This is a genomic window from Citrobacter sp. C5_2, from assembly GCF_014596845.2.
Lineage (GTDB): Bacteria > Pseudomonadota > Gammaproteobacteria > Enterobacterales > Enterobacteriaceae > Citrobacter > Citrobacter werkmanii.
In genome coordinates, this window is sequence record NZ_CP115032.1 from 3349891 (window position 1) to 3363558 (window position 13668).

Annotated in this window: 13 protein-coding genes; 9 read left to right on the forward strand and 4 right to left on the reverse strand. The window is 50.9% G+C overall.

The features are described from left to right. Positions 1 to 213: 213 nt before the first annotated feature. Complete coding sequence (gene ldtB, locus ICA20_RS16395) at positions 214 to 1134, forward strand: L,D-transpeptidase (protein WP_038643088.1); 921 nt, start codon at positions 214 to 216, stop codon at positions 1132 to 1134. Positions 1135 to 1228: 94 nt separating this feature from the next. Here the strand turns inward: ldtB and ICA20_RS16400 are convergent, their stop codons facing one another. Both ICA20_RS16400 and mntR read right to left on the reverse strand, forming a co-directional pair. Continuing rightward, a complete protein-coding gene (locus tag ICA20_RS16400; RefSeq protein WP_038639130.1) occupies positions 1229 to 2338 on the reverse strand; it encodes an anion transporter in 1110 nt (369 codons plus the stop codon). Then, entirely contained in the window at positions 2335 to 2808 is a 474-nt protein-coding gene (mntR, locus tag ICA20_RS16405; protein ID WP_038639127.1) for a manganese-binding transcriptional regulator MntR, read from the reverse strand. Before mntR ends, ICA20_RS16400 begins: the two co-directional genes overlap by 4 nt. Before the next feature lie 186 nt (positions 2809 to 2994). Here mntR and mntS point away from each other — a divergent pair, with 186 nt between their 5' ends. Both mntS and ICA20_RS16415 read left to right on the forward strand, forming a co-directional pair. Then, a complete protein-coding gene (gene mntS / locus ICA20_RS16410) occupies positions 2995 to 3123 on the forward strand; it encodes a manganase accumulation protein MntS (protein ID WP_003831584.1) in 129 nt (42 codons plus the stop codon). A gap of 276 nt (positions 3124 to 3399) precedes the next feature. After that, positions 3400 to 4986 carry a phosphoethanolamine transferase gene (locus tag ICA20_RS16415; protein WP_038639124.1) on the forward strand — a complete coding sequence of 529 codons (1587 nt, stop codon included), beginning with the start codon at positions 3400 to 3402 and terminating at the stop codon, positions 4984 to 4986. A gap of 63 nt (positions 4987 to 5049) precedes the next feature. Here the strand turns inward: ICA20_RS16415 and ompX are convergent, their stop codons facing one another. Then, on the reverse strand, positions 5050 to 5565 hold the full coding sequence (gene ompX / locus ICA20_RS16420; protein ID WP_003035257.1) for an outer membrane protein OmpX: 516 nt from the start codon (positions 5563 to 5565) through the stop codon (positions 5050 to 5052). A 399-nt stretch (positions 5566 to 5964) separates the two neighbouring features. Between ompX and rhtA the strand changes: the two genes are divergently transcribed. The 6 genes from rhtA (at position 5965) to ybiO (ending at position 12641) form a co-directional block, all read left to right on the forward strand. Then, entirely contained in the window at positions 5965 to 6852 is an 888-nt protein-coding gene (rhtA, locus tag ICA20_RS16425; RefSeq protein WP_038639121.1) for a threonine/homoserine exporter RhtA, read from the forward strand. Between the two features lie 303 nt (positions 6853 to 7155). Then, positions 7156 to 7659 (forward strand): DNA starvation/stationary phase protection protein Dps, encoded by a 504-nt coding sequence (dps, locus tag ICA20_RS16430; RefSeq protein ID WP_038639118.1) that lies wholly within the window; start codon positions 7156 to 7158, stop codon positions 7657 to 7659. Between the two features lie 365 nt (positions 7660 to 8024). Next, positions 8025 to 8771 (forward strand): glutamine ABC transporter substrate-binding protein GlnH, encoded by a 747-nt coding sequence (glnH, locus tag ICA20_RS16435; protein WP_038639115.1) that lies wholly within the window; start codon positions 8025 to 8027, stop codon positions 8769 to 8771. Between the two features lie 136 nt (positions 8772 to 8907). Then, positions 8908 to 9567 (forward strand): glutamine ABC transporter permease GlnP, encoded by a 660-nt coding sequence (gene glnP, locus ICA20_RS16440; RefSeq protein ID WP_006685364.1) that lies wholly within the window; start codon positions 8908 to 8910, stop codon positions 9565 to 9567. Further along, positions 9564 to 10286, forward strand: a complete 723-nt coding sequence (glnQ, locus tag ICA20_RS16445; protein WP_038639112.1) for a glutamine ABC transporter ATP-binding protein GlnQ — start codon at positions 9564 to 9566, stop codon at positions 10284 to 10286. Before glnP ends, glnQ begins: the two co-directional genes overlap by 4 nt. A gap of 117 nt (positions 10287 to 10403) precedes the next feature. Further along, positions 10404 to 12641: a mechanosensitive channel protein gene (gene ybiO / locus ICA20_RS16450; protein WP_038639109.1), complete on the forward strand. Its 2238-nt coding sequence runs from the start codon at positions 10404 to 10406 to the stop codon at positions 12639 to 12641. Here the strand turns inward: ybiO and rlmF are convergent. Then, complete coding sequence (rlmF, locus tag ICA20_RS16455) at positions 12638 to 13564, reverse strand: 23S rRNA (adenine(1618)-N(6))-methyltransferase RlmF (protein ID WP_038639107.1); 927 nt, start codon at positions 13562 to 13564, stop codon at positions 12638 to 12640. The genes ybiO and rlmF overlap by 4 nt on opposite strands. Positions 13565 to 13668: the final 104 nt, after the last annotated feature.

The window sequence follows — 13668 nt, forward strand, 5'->3', positions numbered from 1 at the left end:
AAGAAATATGTGACAAACCGCTTATTATGCCATAAGTCTACGATAAGATCGCCCCTTCATGCTGAAGGGGGAAAGTGAAAGCAAAAGGAAAAAAATGTGATTTAGTACACATCCGAATTCCTTGTTGCTCAGATTGCACATATAATGCGTGCCCAACACTACATAAATCTCAACCCACTCGCCTGCCTGGCACTGAATCTCGCATACATGAAGATGAATATGAAATTGACAACGCTTTTCGCGGCGGCACTTGCGGTAGTTGGTTTTTGCAACACTGCCTCAGCCGTCACGTACCCGCTGCCTACCGATGGTAGCCGTTTGATTGGCCAAAACCAGGTCATCACCATTCCTGAAGGCAATACCCAACCGCTGGAGTATTTTGCGGCAGAATATCAGATGGGTCTGTCTAACATGCTGGAAGCGAACCCTGGCGTGGATACTTTCCTGCCGAAGGGCGGCACCGTACTGAACATTCCTCAGCAGTTGATCCTGCCGGATACCGTGCATGAAGGTATTGTTATCAACAGCGCTGAAATGCGTCTGTACTACTACCCGAAAGGCACCAACACCGTTATCGTTCTGCCGATCGGTATCGGCCAGTTAGGCAAAGACACGCCGATCAACTGGACCACCAAAGTAGAACGTAAGAAAGCGGGCCCAACCTGGACGCCAACGGCGAAAATGCATGCGGAATACCGCGCTGCGGGCGAACCGCTGCCAGCCGTGGTTCCGGCAGGCCCGGATAACCCGATGGGACTGTACGCACTGTATATCGGCCGTCTGTATGCTATTCACGGCACCAATGCTAACTTCGGCGTTGGTTTACGTGTCAGCCACGGTTGTGTCCGTCTGCGTAACGACGACATCAAATTCCTGTTTGAAAATGTGCCGGTCGGCACTCGCGTACAGTTTATCGATGAGCCGGTGAAAGCCACTACCGAACCAGACGGCAGCCGCTACATCGAGGTACACAACCCGCTGTCCACCACGGAAGCACAGTTTGAAGGCGGGGAAATCGTACCGATTACGCTGAACAAGAGCATTACCAGCGTCACCGGTCAGTCTGATGTCGATCAGTCCGTCGTTGAGCAGGCGGTACAGAACCGTTCTGGTATGCCGGTTCGTCTGAACTAATCTGCTATACATGCCCGATGGCGCTACGCTTATCGGGCCTACCAACGCAGTAGGCCGGATCAGGCGCCAGCCGCCATCCGGCACACCATATCAATTACATCATCTGCAGCAAAACATACCCTACCAGCGCCGCCCATATCAGCATCGGCAACGAATACCAATGAAAACGCCACCAGATCCGTCGATCGTTTGCCATGCGTAAAGCGATAAGATTCGCCAGCGATCCCGGCAGCAGACCAAACCCACCCACATTAACCGCCCAGGCCAACAGCAGCGTCGGCGGAACGTAGTTCAGCAACAAAATCGTACTGGGAACATTACTGATAAACTGCGACAGGCCAATGGCCGTCAACCAGAGACCCGGCGCTGAGAGCGTGCCAATCTGGTGGGTTATCCCCTGCAATGCCGGTAGCTGCGTCAGCAAATACACATCGATAAACATCGCCATAAATACCAGCAGCAGCGTCCAGTCCACGCTGAGGATGACGCGACGCGCCAGAACCATGAACCCCGCCGCCACAATCGCCAGACCCCACAGCTCTTGTTTTAACTCCAGCGCCGTCAGAAAGATGATATACAGCGCGAGACAGCTCCACACCAGGCGTGGTTGCCAGGCCGGCGCGCGCGTCCCGGTATGATAGTGCAATGCTTTGTTCGGGAAACTGAACCAGCACAGCACCACCAGCGTCAGCATCATGGCACCCGCGAGCGGCGCCATTTGCCACGTAAACGCGGTAAATGACAACCCGGAGCGCCCCCACATCAGGATATTTTGCGGATTGCCGATTGGCGTCAGCAACGATCCGGCGTTTACCGCCAGCGCCTCAAAGATAATCAGGCGATTCACCGGAATGGCGCACAATTTTTTCAGGGTGATGGTCAGCGGGACAACAATAAACAACGCAACATCGTTGGTCAGAAACGTCGACAGCAGCGCCGCCGCCAGCACCATAAATATCGCCAATTGGCGTTCAGTGTGAAAGCGGCGGGTCATCTTGCGCCCTAACACATCGAAGTAACCGCTTAATTCAACGCCTTTGGTCAGTAACATCAGGCCGCTAAGCGTAATAATGGTGTGCCAGTCAATCGCTCCAGGCCAGGAACGGGGCGTAAATGGCGTGAACACGCTCAGTACAACCCCGACGATGATTAACAGCTGGAAAAAACGATCGCGCTGCAAGGCGCGTAGTAAAGGAAAACTCATTCAGAGCCAGATCCTTGCTGTTGCGTAAAACGGCTAAAAGCCTCCAGCGTTTCCTTACTGACGTGGTGCTCCATTCCCTCTGCGTCACGGCGGGCAATTTCCGGGCTGATACCTAACATCAACAGGAAATTTTCCACAATCTGATGACGCTCCCGGCTCTCCTGGGCCAGACGTTCGCCTTCTGCGGTTAAAAACACACCGCGCCAGGGGATCATTTCAATCAACCCGACGGAAGCAAGGCGCTTCAACATTTTGGCAACCGTCGGCTGGGAAACCCCGAGTCGGGCAGCCATGTCCACCTGGCGCGCTTCACCTACCTCAATAATGAGATCGGAAATCAGCTCTACGTAGTCATCAATCAGCTCGCGGCGATGCGCCTCCCGGACCTGACGAAATCCTTCAACGTGTTCTTCGACATTCACCAATTGCGTCACTTTTTTTGTTGTTGGCGTACCTGCGCGACGACTCATTCTGCTTCCTCGTTACTGTGACGCGTTAACGGCATCTGATTAGAGAGCGCTCATTGTAAACCAGAGTTGCGTGGGCACAAAAAATTAACGTTTTAGCAATAGCTATATAATATAGCCTGTGCTATATCTTTATATAATAAAGACATCCCTCAAGGACTGATGGGATCGTGAAGTCAGGAGGTTTATATGAATGAATTTAAGAGGTGTATACGCGTGTTTAGCCATTCTCCCTTTAAAGTACGGTTGATGCTTATCTCTATGCTGTGTGACATGATCAACAGCAAACCAGAGCAGGATAAACCTTCAGAAAAATAATGCGGCGTCGCGGTACGCCGCTTCCTTTCCCTGCTGTCAGCTGGGTACAGTAGTGTTTTTCGTCCCAATAACCCTGCTTTTTGTCAGTTTTGCCACCTCTCTCGCAAAACAATTTCCTTGTAGTAGTTGACCTTCTCTCATGCACACTCTATCTTTTCGCAGCCCTGCGTATATTGCGGCTCGCGGATGCGGACCCTATCCCTCTTCTCGCTCTCTCAGGCAGGCAATGACCCTTAACGCCAGGGTAAGCACATGGCGTTTTTGCATTAGTGGCGTATGAATTTAACCCTCAAAGATTCAATCATTGCTCGTAGCCGGGCCATTAGTCCGTGGACTGGCCTCTATTTCTTACAGTCTATGCTGATCAACCTGGCGTTGGGCTACCCGCTTAGCTTGCTCTACAGCGTTGCTTTCACCTGTATATTAATACTGCTGTGGCGCAGCGCGCCGCGCGCGCAGAAAGTGCTGATCGGCATTTGCTCACTTATTGCGGCAATGTACTTTCCGTTTGGTCAGGCTTACGGTTCGCCTAACTTCAATACGTTGCTGGCGCTGCATTCAACCAATATGGAAGAGTCCACCGAGATCCTGACCATCTTCCCCTGGTACAATTATCTGGTTGGGGTATTTATTTTTGCCCTCGGCGTTATCGCCGTACGCCGTAAAAAAGAAGCGCAGAAGCGCAGTTGGAATAAGTACGACAGTCTGTGTTTGTTGTTTAGCGTCGTCGCGTTTTTTGTTACCCCGGTACAAAACCTGGCCTGGGGCGGCGTGTTCAAGCTTAAGGACACCGGTTATCCGGTTTTCCGCTTCGCCAAAGACGTGATCGTCAATAATAACGAAGTGCTCGATGAACAGGAGCGCATGGCGAAGCTGTCGAGTGTGAAAGACAGCTGGACAGTAACCGCCGTGAAGCCAAAGTATCACACCTATGTCGTGGTCATTGGTGAAAGCGCCCGCCGCGATGCATTAGGCGCGTTTGGCGGTCACTGGGATAACACCCCGTTTGCCAGTTCCGTTAACGGCTATCTGTTCGCAGATTACATTGCCGCAAGCGGTTCAACGCAAAAATCGCTTGGCTTAACGCTTAATCGGGTCGTTGATAATAAGCCGCAGTTCCAGGATAACTTTGTCACTCTGGCTAACCGCGCGGGATTCCAGACATGGTGGTTTTCCAATCAGGGGCAGATTGGTGAATACGATACGGCTATCGCCAGTATCGCAAAGCGGGCTGATGAAGTGCACTTCCTCAAAAATGGTGATTTCGAAGCAGATAAAAATACCCGTGACGAAGAACTGTTAAAGATGACCGCCCAGGTGCTGGCAACCGAGCGCACTCAGCCGCAGCTCATCGTGCTGCATTTAATGGGTTCACATCCGCAGGCCTGCGACCGTACGCAAGGAAAATACGAGACCTTCGTTCAGTCAAAAGAGACATCTTGCTATCTGTACACCATGACGCAGACGGATGACCTGCTGCGCCAGCTTTACGAGCAATTACGTAACAGCGGCAATAGCTTCTCGATGGTCTATTTCTCCGATCATGGCCTCGCCTTTAAAGAGCGGGGAAAAGAGGTGCAGTACCTGGCGCATGACGATCGGTTCCAGCAGAATTTCCAGGTGCCTTTTATGGTGCTGTCGAGCGATGATAAAGCGCATCGGGTGATCAAAGCCCGTCGCTCTGCCAATGATTTCCTCAGCTTTTTCTCTCAATGGACGGGGATCAGCGCGAAGGAAATTACCAACAGCTACCGTTTTATCTCAGAGAAGAAAGCCGGACCGGTGTATATCACCAACTTCAAACTGCAGAAGGTGGATTACAACCATCTGGGTACCGATATCTTTGAGACCAAATCTCGTTAATCTCTAAATTACACGCAAAAAAAATCCGCCTCAAAAGGCGGATTTTTTATATCACCGAAGTGATTAGAAGCGGTAACCCACGCCAGCGATCCAGGTGCCAACGTCAACGCTACGAATACGGCTCTGCTCATAGGAGAAGTCCAGAGCAACGTTTTCGATCGGGTTGAACTGCAGACCAGCACCGTAAGAGAAACCGTAGTCGCTGGTGGTGTGGTTGTCAGCCGGAGATGCTGCGTTCTGGAATTTACCGTAACCAACACCCACTACACCGTAGATGCTTGCCCAGTCGTTCAGACGGTAAGCCGGACCCGCAGTGATGCCGTAGTACTGGGTTTTGTTGTAGTCGCCAGAAGCATCGGTACGGTCTTTTTCAGTGTAAGTGAAGGAACCGATTACACCCAGCGGGTTGTTGTCCTGCTCGTAGCGATACTTCAGGTTGAAACCGTTCATTTTGTTCGCTGCGCCCTGAGCATCACTCTGAGCGTAACCACCAGTAACGGTAGAAGTAGCAGCTACAGCAGTACCTGCGGAGAAAGCCAGAACAGCGGCCAGTGCTGAAAGACATGCAATTTTTTTCATAACCACCTCAAATGTGCTTCAAGTAAATCCTAAGTTTTAAATATAACAAAAATTGATGGGAAACTCTTTGCGATTCGCGGTGTCTAACGGGCTCTTTCATGTAACAAAACATTTCACAAGCCAGCTATACCTTTCAATTTACACCACTTTTTTAATCTAATGAGCCATTATTGCGCGCACAATACGACACATTCATCCAGATAATTCCTAATCATGCAGATTATTAATCCACCAATTTCGTACCATTGTACGGATCTGAAGAATTTTTTTTTCAACCAATACTCAACCAGTTGAGTGTATTTCCATTACACTCGCTGTTTTACTTTTCTATACATTTTGCCATCCGCGTCGCAACGCCGCGCAGATGAAGAGATGTACCATCATTTGTCAGGAGAAAGGATGCCGGGGTCGTTACGAAAAGCGCCAGTTTGGTTACCTATTTTAGTTTTGCTTATTGCTATGTCCTCCATTCAAAGCGGAGCATCACTGGCAAAATCGCTGTTCCCTCTCGTCGGTGCGCCTGGCGTTACCGCGCTGCGCCTCGCGCTGGGCACGCTCATCCTTATCGCCTTCTTTAAACCCTGGCGTTTACGTTTTGCCAAAGAACAGCGCCTGCCGCTGCTGTTTTATGGTCTGTCTCTTGGCGGGATGAACTACCTCTTTTATCTGTCTATTCAGACTGTCCCGCTGGGAATTGCCGTGGCGCTGGAGTTTACCGGCCCGCTTGCAGTGGCGCTGTTTTCATCCCGACGCCCTGTAGATTTTATTTGGGTTGCGCTGGCCGTTCTTGGGCTTTGGTTCCTGTTACCGCTTGGCCAGGACGTTTCTCATGTGGATTTAACCGGCGCAGCGCTGGCGCTGGGAGCTGGCGCCTGTTGGGCCGTTTATATTCTCACCGGGCAGCGTGCCGGCGCGGAACACGGTCCGGCAACCGTAGCGGTTGGTTCATTAATCGCTGCGCTGATTTTTGTTCCCATTGGCGCGATTCAGACCGGCGATGCCCTGTGGCACTGGTCAATACTGCCGTTGGGACTGGCCGTGGCCGTACTCTCCACCGCGCTCCCCTACTCATTAGAGATGATCGCACTAACGCGATTGCCAACGCGGACTTTTGGTACGTTAATGAGCATGGAGCCTGCGCTGGCTGCGGTTTCGGGAATGATCTTCCTCGGTGAAACGCTAACGCTTATCCAGACGCTGGCCCTGGGGGCTATTATTGCCGCATCAATGGGTTCTACACTCACTATTCGCAAAGAACCGCAAATTAAGCAAGTTGACGTGAATTAACCCCTTAATATTCTGCATGGTTTGCATAATCATGCAGAATATCCAATTGTAAATCTTCGTGATAATTTTTCTAATAAATAGATTTTTCTTATTCGCCTATTTCTTTTAATTTCCACATTAACATAAAAATAACATTGCGCGACAATCAAACCAGTTATGCTAATGATTTTAATAGATTTTTATTATCCGCTCCTCTCTTCGCTATTAAAGTAATAGGTAACACCGGAAAAATAAATCCAAAATTAGCGCTATACTTATTTCCGTTGAAGAGTTGGGACATAAATATCAAGAGGATATGAAAATATGAGTACCGCAAAACTGGTAAAAACAAAAGCATCCGCCCTCGTTTATACTCGCAACGATGTGACAGACAGCGAAAAGAAAGCAACGGTAGAACTGCTGAATCAGCAAGTGATCCAGTTCATCGACCTGTCGTTGATCACTAAACAGGCTCACTGGAACATGCGCGGCGCGAACTTTATTGCTGTCCATGAAATGCTGGATGGCTTCCGTACTGCCCTGACCGATCATCTCGATACCATGGCTGAGCGCGCCGTACAGTTAGGCGGTGTGGCATTGGGTACAACCCAGGTCATTAACAGCAAAACGCCGCTGAAAAGCTATCCGCTGGATATCCATAGCGTACAGGACCACTTAAAAGAGCTGGCCGATCGTTATGCAGTGGTCGCCAACAGCGTACGTAAAGCCATTAGCGAAGCAAAAGACGAAGATACAGCGGATATCTTCACCGCTGCGTCACGCGATCTCGACAAATTCCTGTGGTTTATCGAAGCCAACATTGAATAACTGTAGTCATAAGAATTACCTATAAAACCCTCGCTCCGGCGGGGGTTTTGCACATCTATGGTGCATAACATTGATCATTCGTCACCCCAAAGTAAATTAATTGTAATAATCACCTCACACAATCGTTAACGAAAGATTGTTTTATCAACAATTTTTACGCTAAATAGTCATACCGTTTGCACCGTGTCAGGTACGCACCAAATGAGTGCCCCAAAATAGTGCAGATTATCCACTTTGCCCTACTTATTGTGCAGAGAAAAGAAATACCTTCTTTTTAAAACAATGAGTTGCAAAAGTGGCACGATTTTTTCATTAAGCCATATGTTCTCGCAGGGGATCGCCCCGTGGATATAAAAGGAAATCCTATGAAGTCTGTATTAAAAGTTTCACTGGCTGCACTTACCCTGGCTTTTGCGGTGTCCTCCCATGCCGCAGATAAGAAACTGGTTGTCGCAACTGACACCGCGTTTGTTCCATTTGAATTCAAACAGGGTGACAAATACGTTGGATTTGATGTGGATCTGTGGGCTGCCGTCGCCAAAGAATTGAAGCTGGATTATGAACTGAAACCAATGGATTTCAGCGGCATCATCCCTGCTCTGCAAACCAAAAACGTCGACCTGGCACTGGCGGGTATCACCATCACCGACGAGCGTAAAAAAGCGATCGACTTCTCTGACGGCTACTACAAAAGCGGTCTGTTAGTGATGGTCAAAGCGAATAATAACGACGTTAAAAGCGTGAAAGACCTGGACGGTAAAGTCGTTGCTGTGAAGAGCGGCACCGGTTCCGTTGATTACGCAAAAGCTAACATCAAAACCAAAGACCTGCGTCAGTTCCCAAATATCGATAACGCCTATATGGAACTGGGCACCAACCGCGCAGACGCCGTGCTGCATGACACGCCAAATATTCTTTATTTCATCAAAACCGCGGGTAACGGCCAGTTCAAAGCCGTAGGTGACTCGCTGGAAGCTCAGCAGTACGGTATCGCCTTCCCGAAAGGCAGCAATGACCTGCGTGAGAAAGTGAACGGCGCGCTGAAAACGCTGAAAGAGAACGGCACTTATAACGAGATCTACAAAAAATGGTTCGGTACTGAACCTAAATAATAACTGGCAGTGATGCCCGGTGGCGCGATGCATACCGGGTCTTTCCCAGGATTTTTGAGACCTGTAACCGGATAAGCACAGCGTATCTGGCAAAACGGGCATTTGAATATTTACACCACGGTAACAGGAACGACATATGCAGTTTGACTGGAGTGCCATCTGGCCCGCCATCCCGCTTTTGATTGAAGGCGCCAAAATGACCTTATGGATCTCGATCCTCGGTCTGGCTGGCGGCCTGGTAATCGGGCTTGCAGCAGGGTTTGCGCGTACTTTCGGCGGTTGGATAGCCAACCACGTAGCGCTGGTGTTTATCGAAGTCATTCGCGGTACACCAATCGTTGTGCAAGTGATGTTTATCTACTTTGCTCTACCAATGGCGTTTAACGATTTACGTATTGACCCCTTTAGCGCCGCCGTTGTCACCATTATGATCAACTCCGGTGCCTATATTGCGGAAATCACCCGCGGTGCGGTGCTCTCAATCCATAAAGGATTCAGTGAAGCCGGACTGGCGCTTGGACTTTCACGTACAGAGACTATCCGTCACGTTATTTTGCCTCTTGCGCTGCGTCGTATGCTGCCGCCGCTGGGCAACCAGTGGATCATCAGCATTAAAGATACCTCGCTGTTTATCGTCATTGGCGTCGCTGAACTGACCCGCCAGGGCCAGGAAATCATTGCCGGTAACTTCCGCGCACTGGAAATCTGGAGCGCCGTTGCGGTGTTCTATCTGATCATTACACTGGTGCTGAGCTTCATTCTGCGTCGTCTGGAAAGAAGGATGAAAATCCTGTGATTGAATTTAAAAATGTTTCTAAGCACTTTGGTCCTACCCAGGTGCTGCACAATATTGATCTGAACATTAAGCAGGGCGAAGTCGTGGTCATCATCGGGCCGTCCGGTTCCGGTAAATCTACTCTGCTGCGCTGCATTAACAAGCTGGAAGAGATAACCTCTGGCGATCTGATCGTCGACGGTCTGAAAGTCAACGATCCCAAGGTCGATGAGCGGTTAATTCGCCAGGAAGCCGGGATGGTGTTTCAGCAGTTCTACCTGTTCCCCCACCTGACGGCGCTGGAAAACGTCATGTTTGGACCGCAGCGCGTACGCGGGGCGAATAAAGAACAGGCAGAGATGTTGGCGAAAGAATTGCTGGCGAAGGTCGGCCTGGCCGAGCGCGCGCATCACTACCCTTCTGAACTGTCCGGCGGTCAACAACAGCGTGTGGCTATCGCCCGTGCACTGGCAGTGAAGCCGAAAATGATGCTGTTTGATGAGCCAACCTCGGCGCTTGACCCTGAACTGCGTCACGAAGTTCTGAAAGTCATGCAGGATCTGGCGGAAGAAGGAATGACCATGGTGATTGTGACCCACGAAATCGGCTTTGCCGAAAAAGTGGCCTCACGTCTGATTTTCATTGATAAGGGACGTATTGCCGAAGACGGTAATCCGCAAGCCCTGATTGAAAATCCCCCTAGCCAGCGTTTACAGGAGTTCTTGCAGCACGTCTCCTGATGCATTGACCTCCCTTCGCCCGAAGGGAGGTTTTCACCAGAATCCTCTCATTTCCATTCTCTTACGCTCTGGCATCTATACTTATCCTTTTGAATTTATTTTCTCATGGGAGGAGTCATGCGCTGGATCCTGTTGGTCTTCTTTTGTCTGCTGAGCATACCGTCTCACGCGGTGACGATACCCGGCGTCACAACCTCGACTTCAGCCGACCCGCAAGCCACCCCTGCAAAAGAGCCTGATGTTGAGCAAAAGAAAGCCGCTTACGCCGCGCTGGCTGACGTACTGGACAATGAAGCATCGCGCCAGGAGTTGATTGGTCAATTGCGCAAAGTCGCGGCAACGCCTCCTCCCGAACCCGTGCCGGTGATTGTCCCCCCCACGCTAACTGAAGAAAAAACGGTGTTGGAAAACGTGACAGATGTCAGTCGTCACTATAGTGAAGTTCTTTCCGACCGCTTTGCCCAGCTTTACCGCAACATCACCGACGCCCCGCATAAAACCTTTAACCCGCAAACCTTCACCAATGCCCTGACCCATTTTTTAATGCTGGCAGCGTCAGTGTTTGGGTTTTACTGGCTGATCCGCCTGTGCGCGCTGCCGCTGTATCGCAAAATGGGGCAATGGGCGCGACGGAAAAACCGTGAACGCAGCAACTGGCTACAGCTTCCGGCAATGATCGTCGGCGCATTTATTATCGATTTATTACTGCTGGCGCTGACGTTATTTATAGGGCAGATTCTGAGCGATCGAATGAACGCCGGGAGCCGCACCATCGCTTTCCAGCAAAGTCTGTTCCTCAATGCCTTTGCGTTGATTGAGTTCTTCAAGGCGATTTTACGTCTGATATTTTGCCCGACCGTAGCGGAGCTACGCCCGTTTAACATTCAGGATGACGGCGCGCGCTACTGGAATCGCCGTTTGAGTTCATTAAGCAGCCTGATTGGTTACGGACTGATTGTTGCCGTTCCTATTATCTCAAATCAGGTTAACGTGCAGGTCGGTGCGATGGCAAACGTCATCATCATGCTGTGTATCACGCTATGGGCGCTGTATCTGATTTTCAGAAATAAGAAAGAGATCACGCAGCATTTGCTCAATCTGGCGGAAAGATCGCTAGCCTTTTTCAGCCTGTTCATCCGCGCCTTCGCGCTGGTATGGCATTGGCTGGCCAGCGCTTACTTCATTGTGCTGTTTTTCTTTTCGCTGTTTGACCCTGGCAACAGTCTGAAATTTATGATGGGCGCAACGTTACGCAGCCTGGTGATTATCGGCATTGCCGCCTTTGTTTCCGGCATGCTTTCGCGTTGGATAGCCAAAACGATTACCCTGTCGCCACATACCCAGCGCAGCTACCCGGAATTACAAAAACGGCTGAATGGCTGGCTGTCGACGGCGTTAAGCGTGGCCCGGATCCTGACGGTGTGCGTCGCGGTGATGCTGCTGCTCAATGCCTGGGGATTGTTCGACTTCTGGAACTGGCTGCATTACGGCGCCGGAGAGAAAACGGTGGATATCCTGATTCGTATCGCGCTGATTCTTTTCTTCTCAGCCATTGGCTGGACGATCCTTGCCAGCCTGATTGAAAATCGTCTGGCTTCCGATATTCACGGTCGCCCATTGCCCAGTGCCCGTACCCGCACGCTGTTAACGCTGTTCCGCAATGCGCTGGCGGTGATTATCAGCACTATTACTATCATGATTGTGCTGTCCGAAATTGGCGTCAATATCGCCCCCTTGCTGGCCGGGGCCGGGGCGCTGGGGCTGGCGATCTCTTTCGGCTCGCAAACGCTGGTAAAAGACATTATCACCGGGATCTTCATTCAGTTCGAAAATGGTATGAACACCGGGGATTTAGTCACTATCGGTCCACTCACCGGTACGGTTGAAAGGATGTCCATTCGTTCTGTGGGGGTGCGTCAGGATACCGGGGCGTACCATATCATTCCCTGGTCATCGATAACCACCTTCGCCAACTTTGTGCGTGGCATTGGCTCAGTCGTCGCCAATTACGATGTCGACCGTCATGAAGATGCGGATAAAGCCAATCAGGCGTTGAAAGACGCTGTCGCTGAGCTGATGGAAAAGGACGATATTCGCGGGCTTATTATCGGCGAGCCGTCGTTTGCCGGGATCGTGGGGTTAACCAATACGGCTTTCACGCTACGGGTCTCATTTACGACCCTGCCGCTGAAACAGTGGACGGTACGTTTCGCGCTCGACAGCCAGGTGAAAAAACACTTCGATCTGGCCAACGTACGCGCCCCGGTACAGACGTATCAGGTCTTGCCTGCACCGGTGAATGGCCCTCCGTCGGCGGCAAGCGAACAACTGCCGCCAGGGGAGCCAACGCTCTAGCGTTTACGCGCCATAAAACGACGACGCTGATCGTTATCCATAAAGGTCCAGGCAATAAAGCGGCTCTGCTTTTGCCCCTGGGCCATCTCTTTCTTAACCACTTTCACCGCGCCCGCATCCGTTAATGCGTGATACAGCGGAGGTAAATTCTCACCGCGCGAAACCAGCGTGGTAAACCACATCACCTGACGGCCAAAGGCCTGGCTTTCGGCGATCATTTTCTTGATGAACGCCACTTCGCCGCCTTCACACCACAGCTCCTGCTGCTGTCCGCCAAAGTTCAGCGCATCATCTTTGTCCTGACCCAGATTACGACGCTTACGTTCGCTTCCGGCGCGGGCTGAGGCCGCAGAATCATGGAATGGCGGGTTACATACTGTGGCTTCATACTGCTCATTTTTATGAATGATACCGTTGAAGATTGACGCTGCATCTTTTTGCCGGCGCAAACGAATTGCGCGAGTCAACCCCGGATTGGCGTTAACAATCGCCTGAGCGCTGTTAAACGCTTCGCTACTGGTTTCGCTACCGGTGAATCGCCAGCCGTATTCATGCACGCCAATCAGCGGATAAATGCAGTTTGCCCCAACCCCTACATCCAGCACGCTCGCATTTACCGGAATAGTTCCTGTCGTTTCACCTAACAGGTCGGCCAGATGGTGAATGTAGTCCGCACGACCAGGAACTGGCGGACACAGAAAACCGTCTGGAATATCCCAGTTTTTCACCGCATAAAAATGCGCCAGCAGTGCTTTATTGAGCGCCTTCACTGCCTGCGGATTGGCGAAGTTAACGCTCTGCTCGCCGCCGGGCGTGAGGGTGAGAAATTGCGTCAACTCGGGTGTAACCTGGCATAAAGTCGCAAGATCATAACGGCCATTGTGGCGGTTACGCGGGTGTAATCCCGGTTTCTGGGGGGACATAGCATTCTCCTTTTAACAGCGGCGTAAGATACCCGCATAACGCCACGCGGTAAACACACACAACAAGGATATTTGATTTTTTATGCCTGTACGTTGCCTTACCG

Excerpts from the sequence above, each read along its gene's own strand:
- glnH (WP_038639115.1), top strand. The coding sequence starts at position 8,025 with ATGAAGTCTGTATTAAAAGTTTCACTGGCTGCACTTACCCTGGCTTTT.
- rhtA (WP_038639121.1), top strand. The coding sequence starts at position 5,965 with ATGCCGGGGTCGTTACGAAAAGCGCCAGTTTGGTTACCTATTTTAGTT.
- rlmF (WP_038639107.1), bottom strand. The coding sequence starts at position 13,564 with ATGTCCCCCCAGAAACCGGGATTACACCCGCGTAACCGCCACAATGGC.
- ompX (WP_003035257.1), bottom strand. The coding sequence starts at position 5,565 with ATGAAAAAAATTGCATGTCTTTCAGCACTGGCCGCTGTTCTGGCTTTC.
- mntR (WP_038639127.1), bottom strand. The coding sequence starts at position 2,808 with ATGAGTCGTCGCGCAGGTACGCCAACAACAAAAAAAGTGACGCAATTG.
- ICA20_RS16400 (WP_038639130.1), bottom strand. The coding sequence starts at position 2,338 with ATGAGTTTTCCTTTACTACGCGCCTTGCAGCGCGATCGTTTTTTCCAG.
- ldtB (WP_038643088.1), top strand. The coding sequence starts at position 214 with ATGAATATGAAATTGACAACGCTTTTCGCGGCGGCACTTGCGGTAGTT.
- ybiO (WP_038639109.1), top strand. The coding sequence starts at position 10,404 with ATGCGCTGGATCCTGTTGGTCTTCTTTTGTCTGCTGAGCATACCGTCT.
- ICA20_RS16415 (WP_038639124.1), top strand. The coding sequence starts at position 3,400 with ATGAATTTAACCCTCAAAGATTCAATCATTGCTCGTAGCCGGGCCATT.
- glnP (WP_006685364.1), top strand. The coding sequence starts at position 8,908 with ATGCAGTTTGACTGGAGTGCCATCTGGCCCGCCATCCCGCTTTTGATT.
- mntS (WP_003831584.1), top strand. The coding sequence starts at position 2,995 with ATGAATGAATTTAAGAGGTGTATACGCGTGTTTAGCCATTCTCCCTTT.
- dps (WP_038639118.1), top strand. The coding sequence starts at position 7,156 with ATGAGTACCGCAAAACTGGTAAAAACAAAAGCATCCGCCCTCGTTTAT.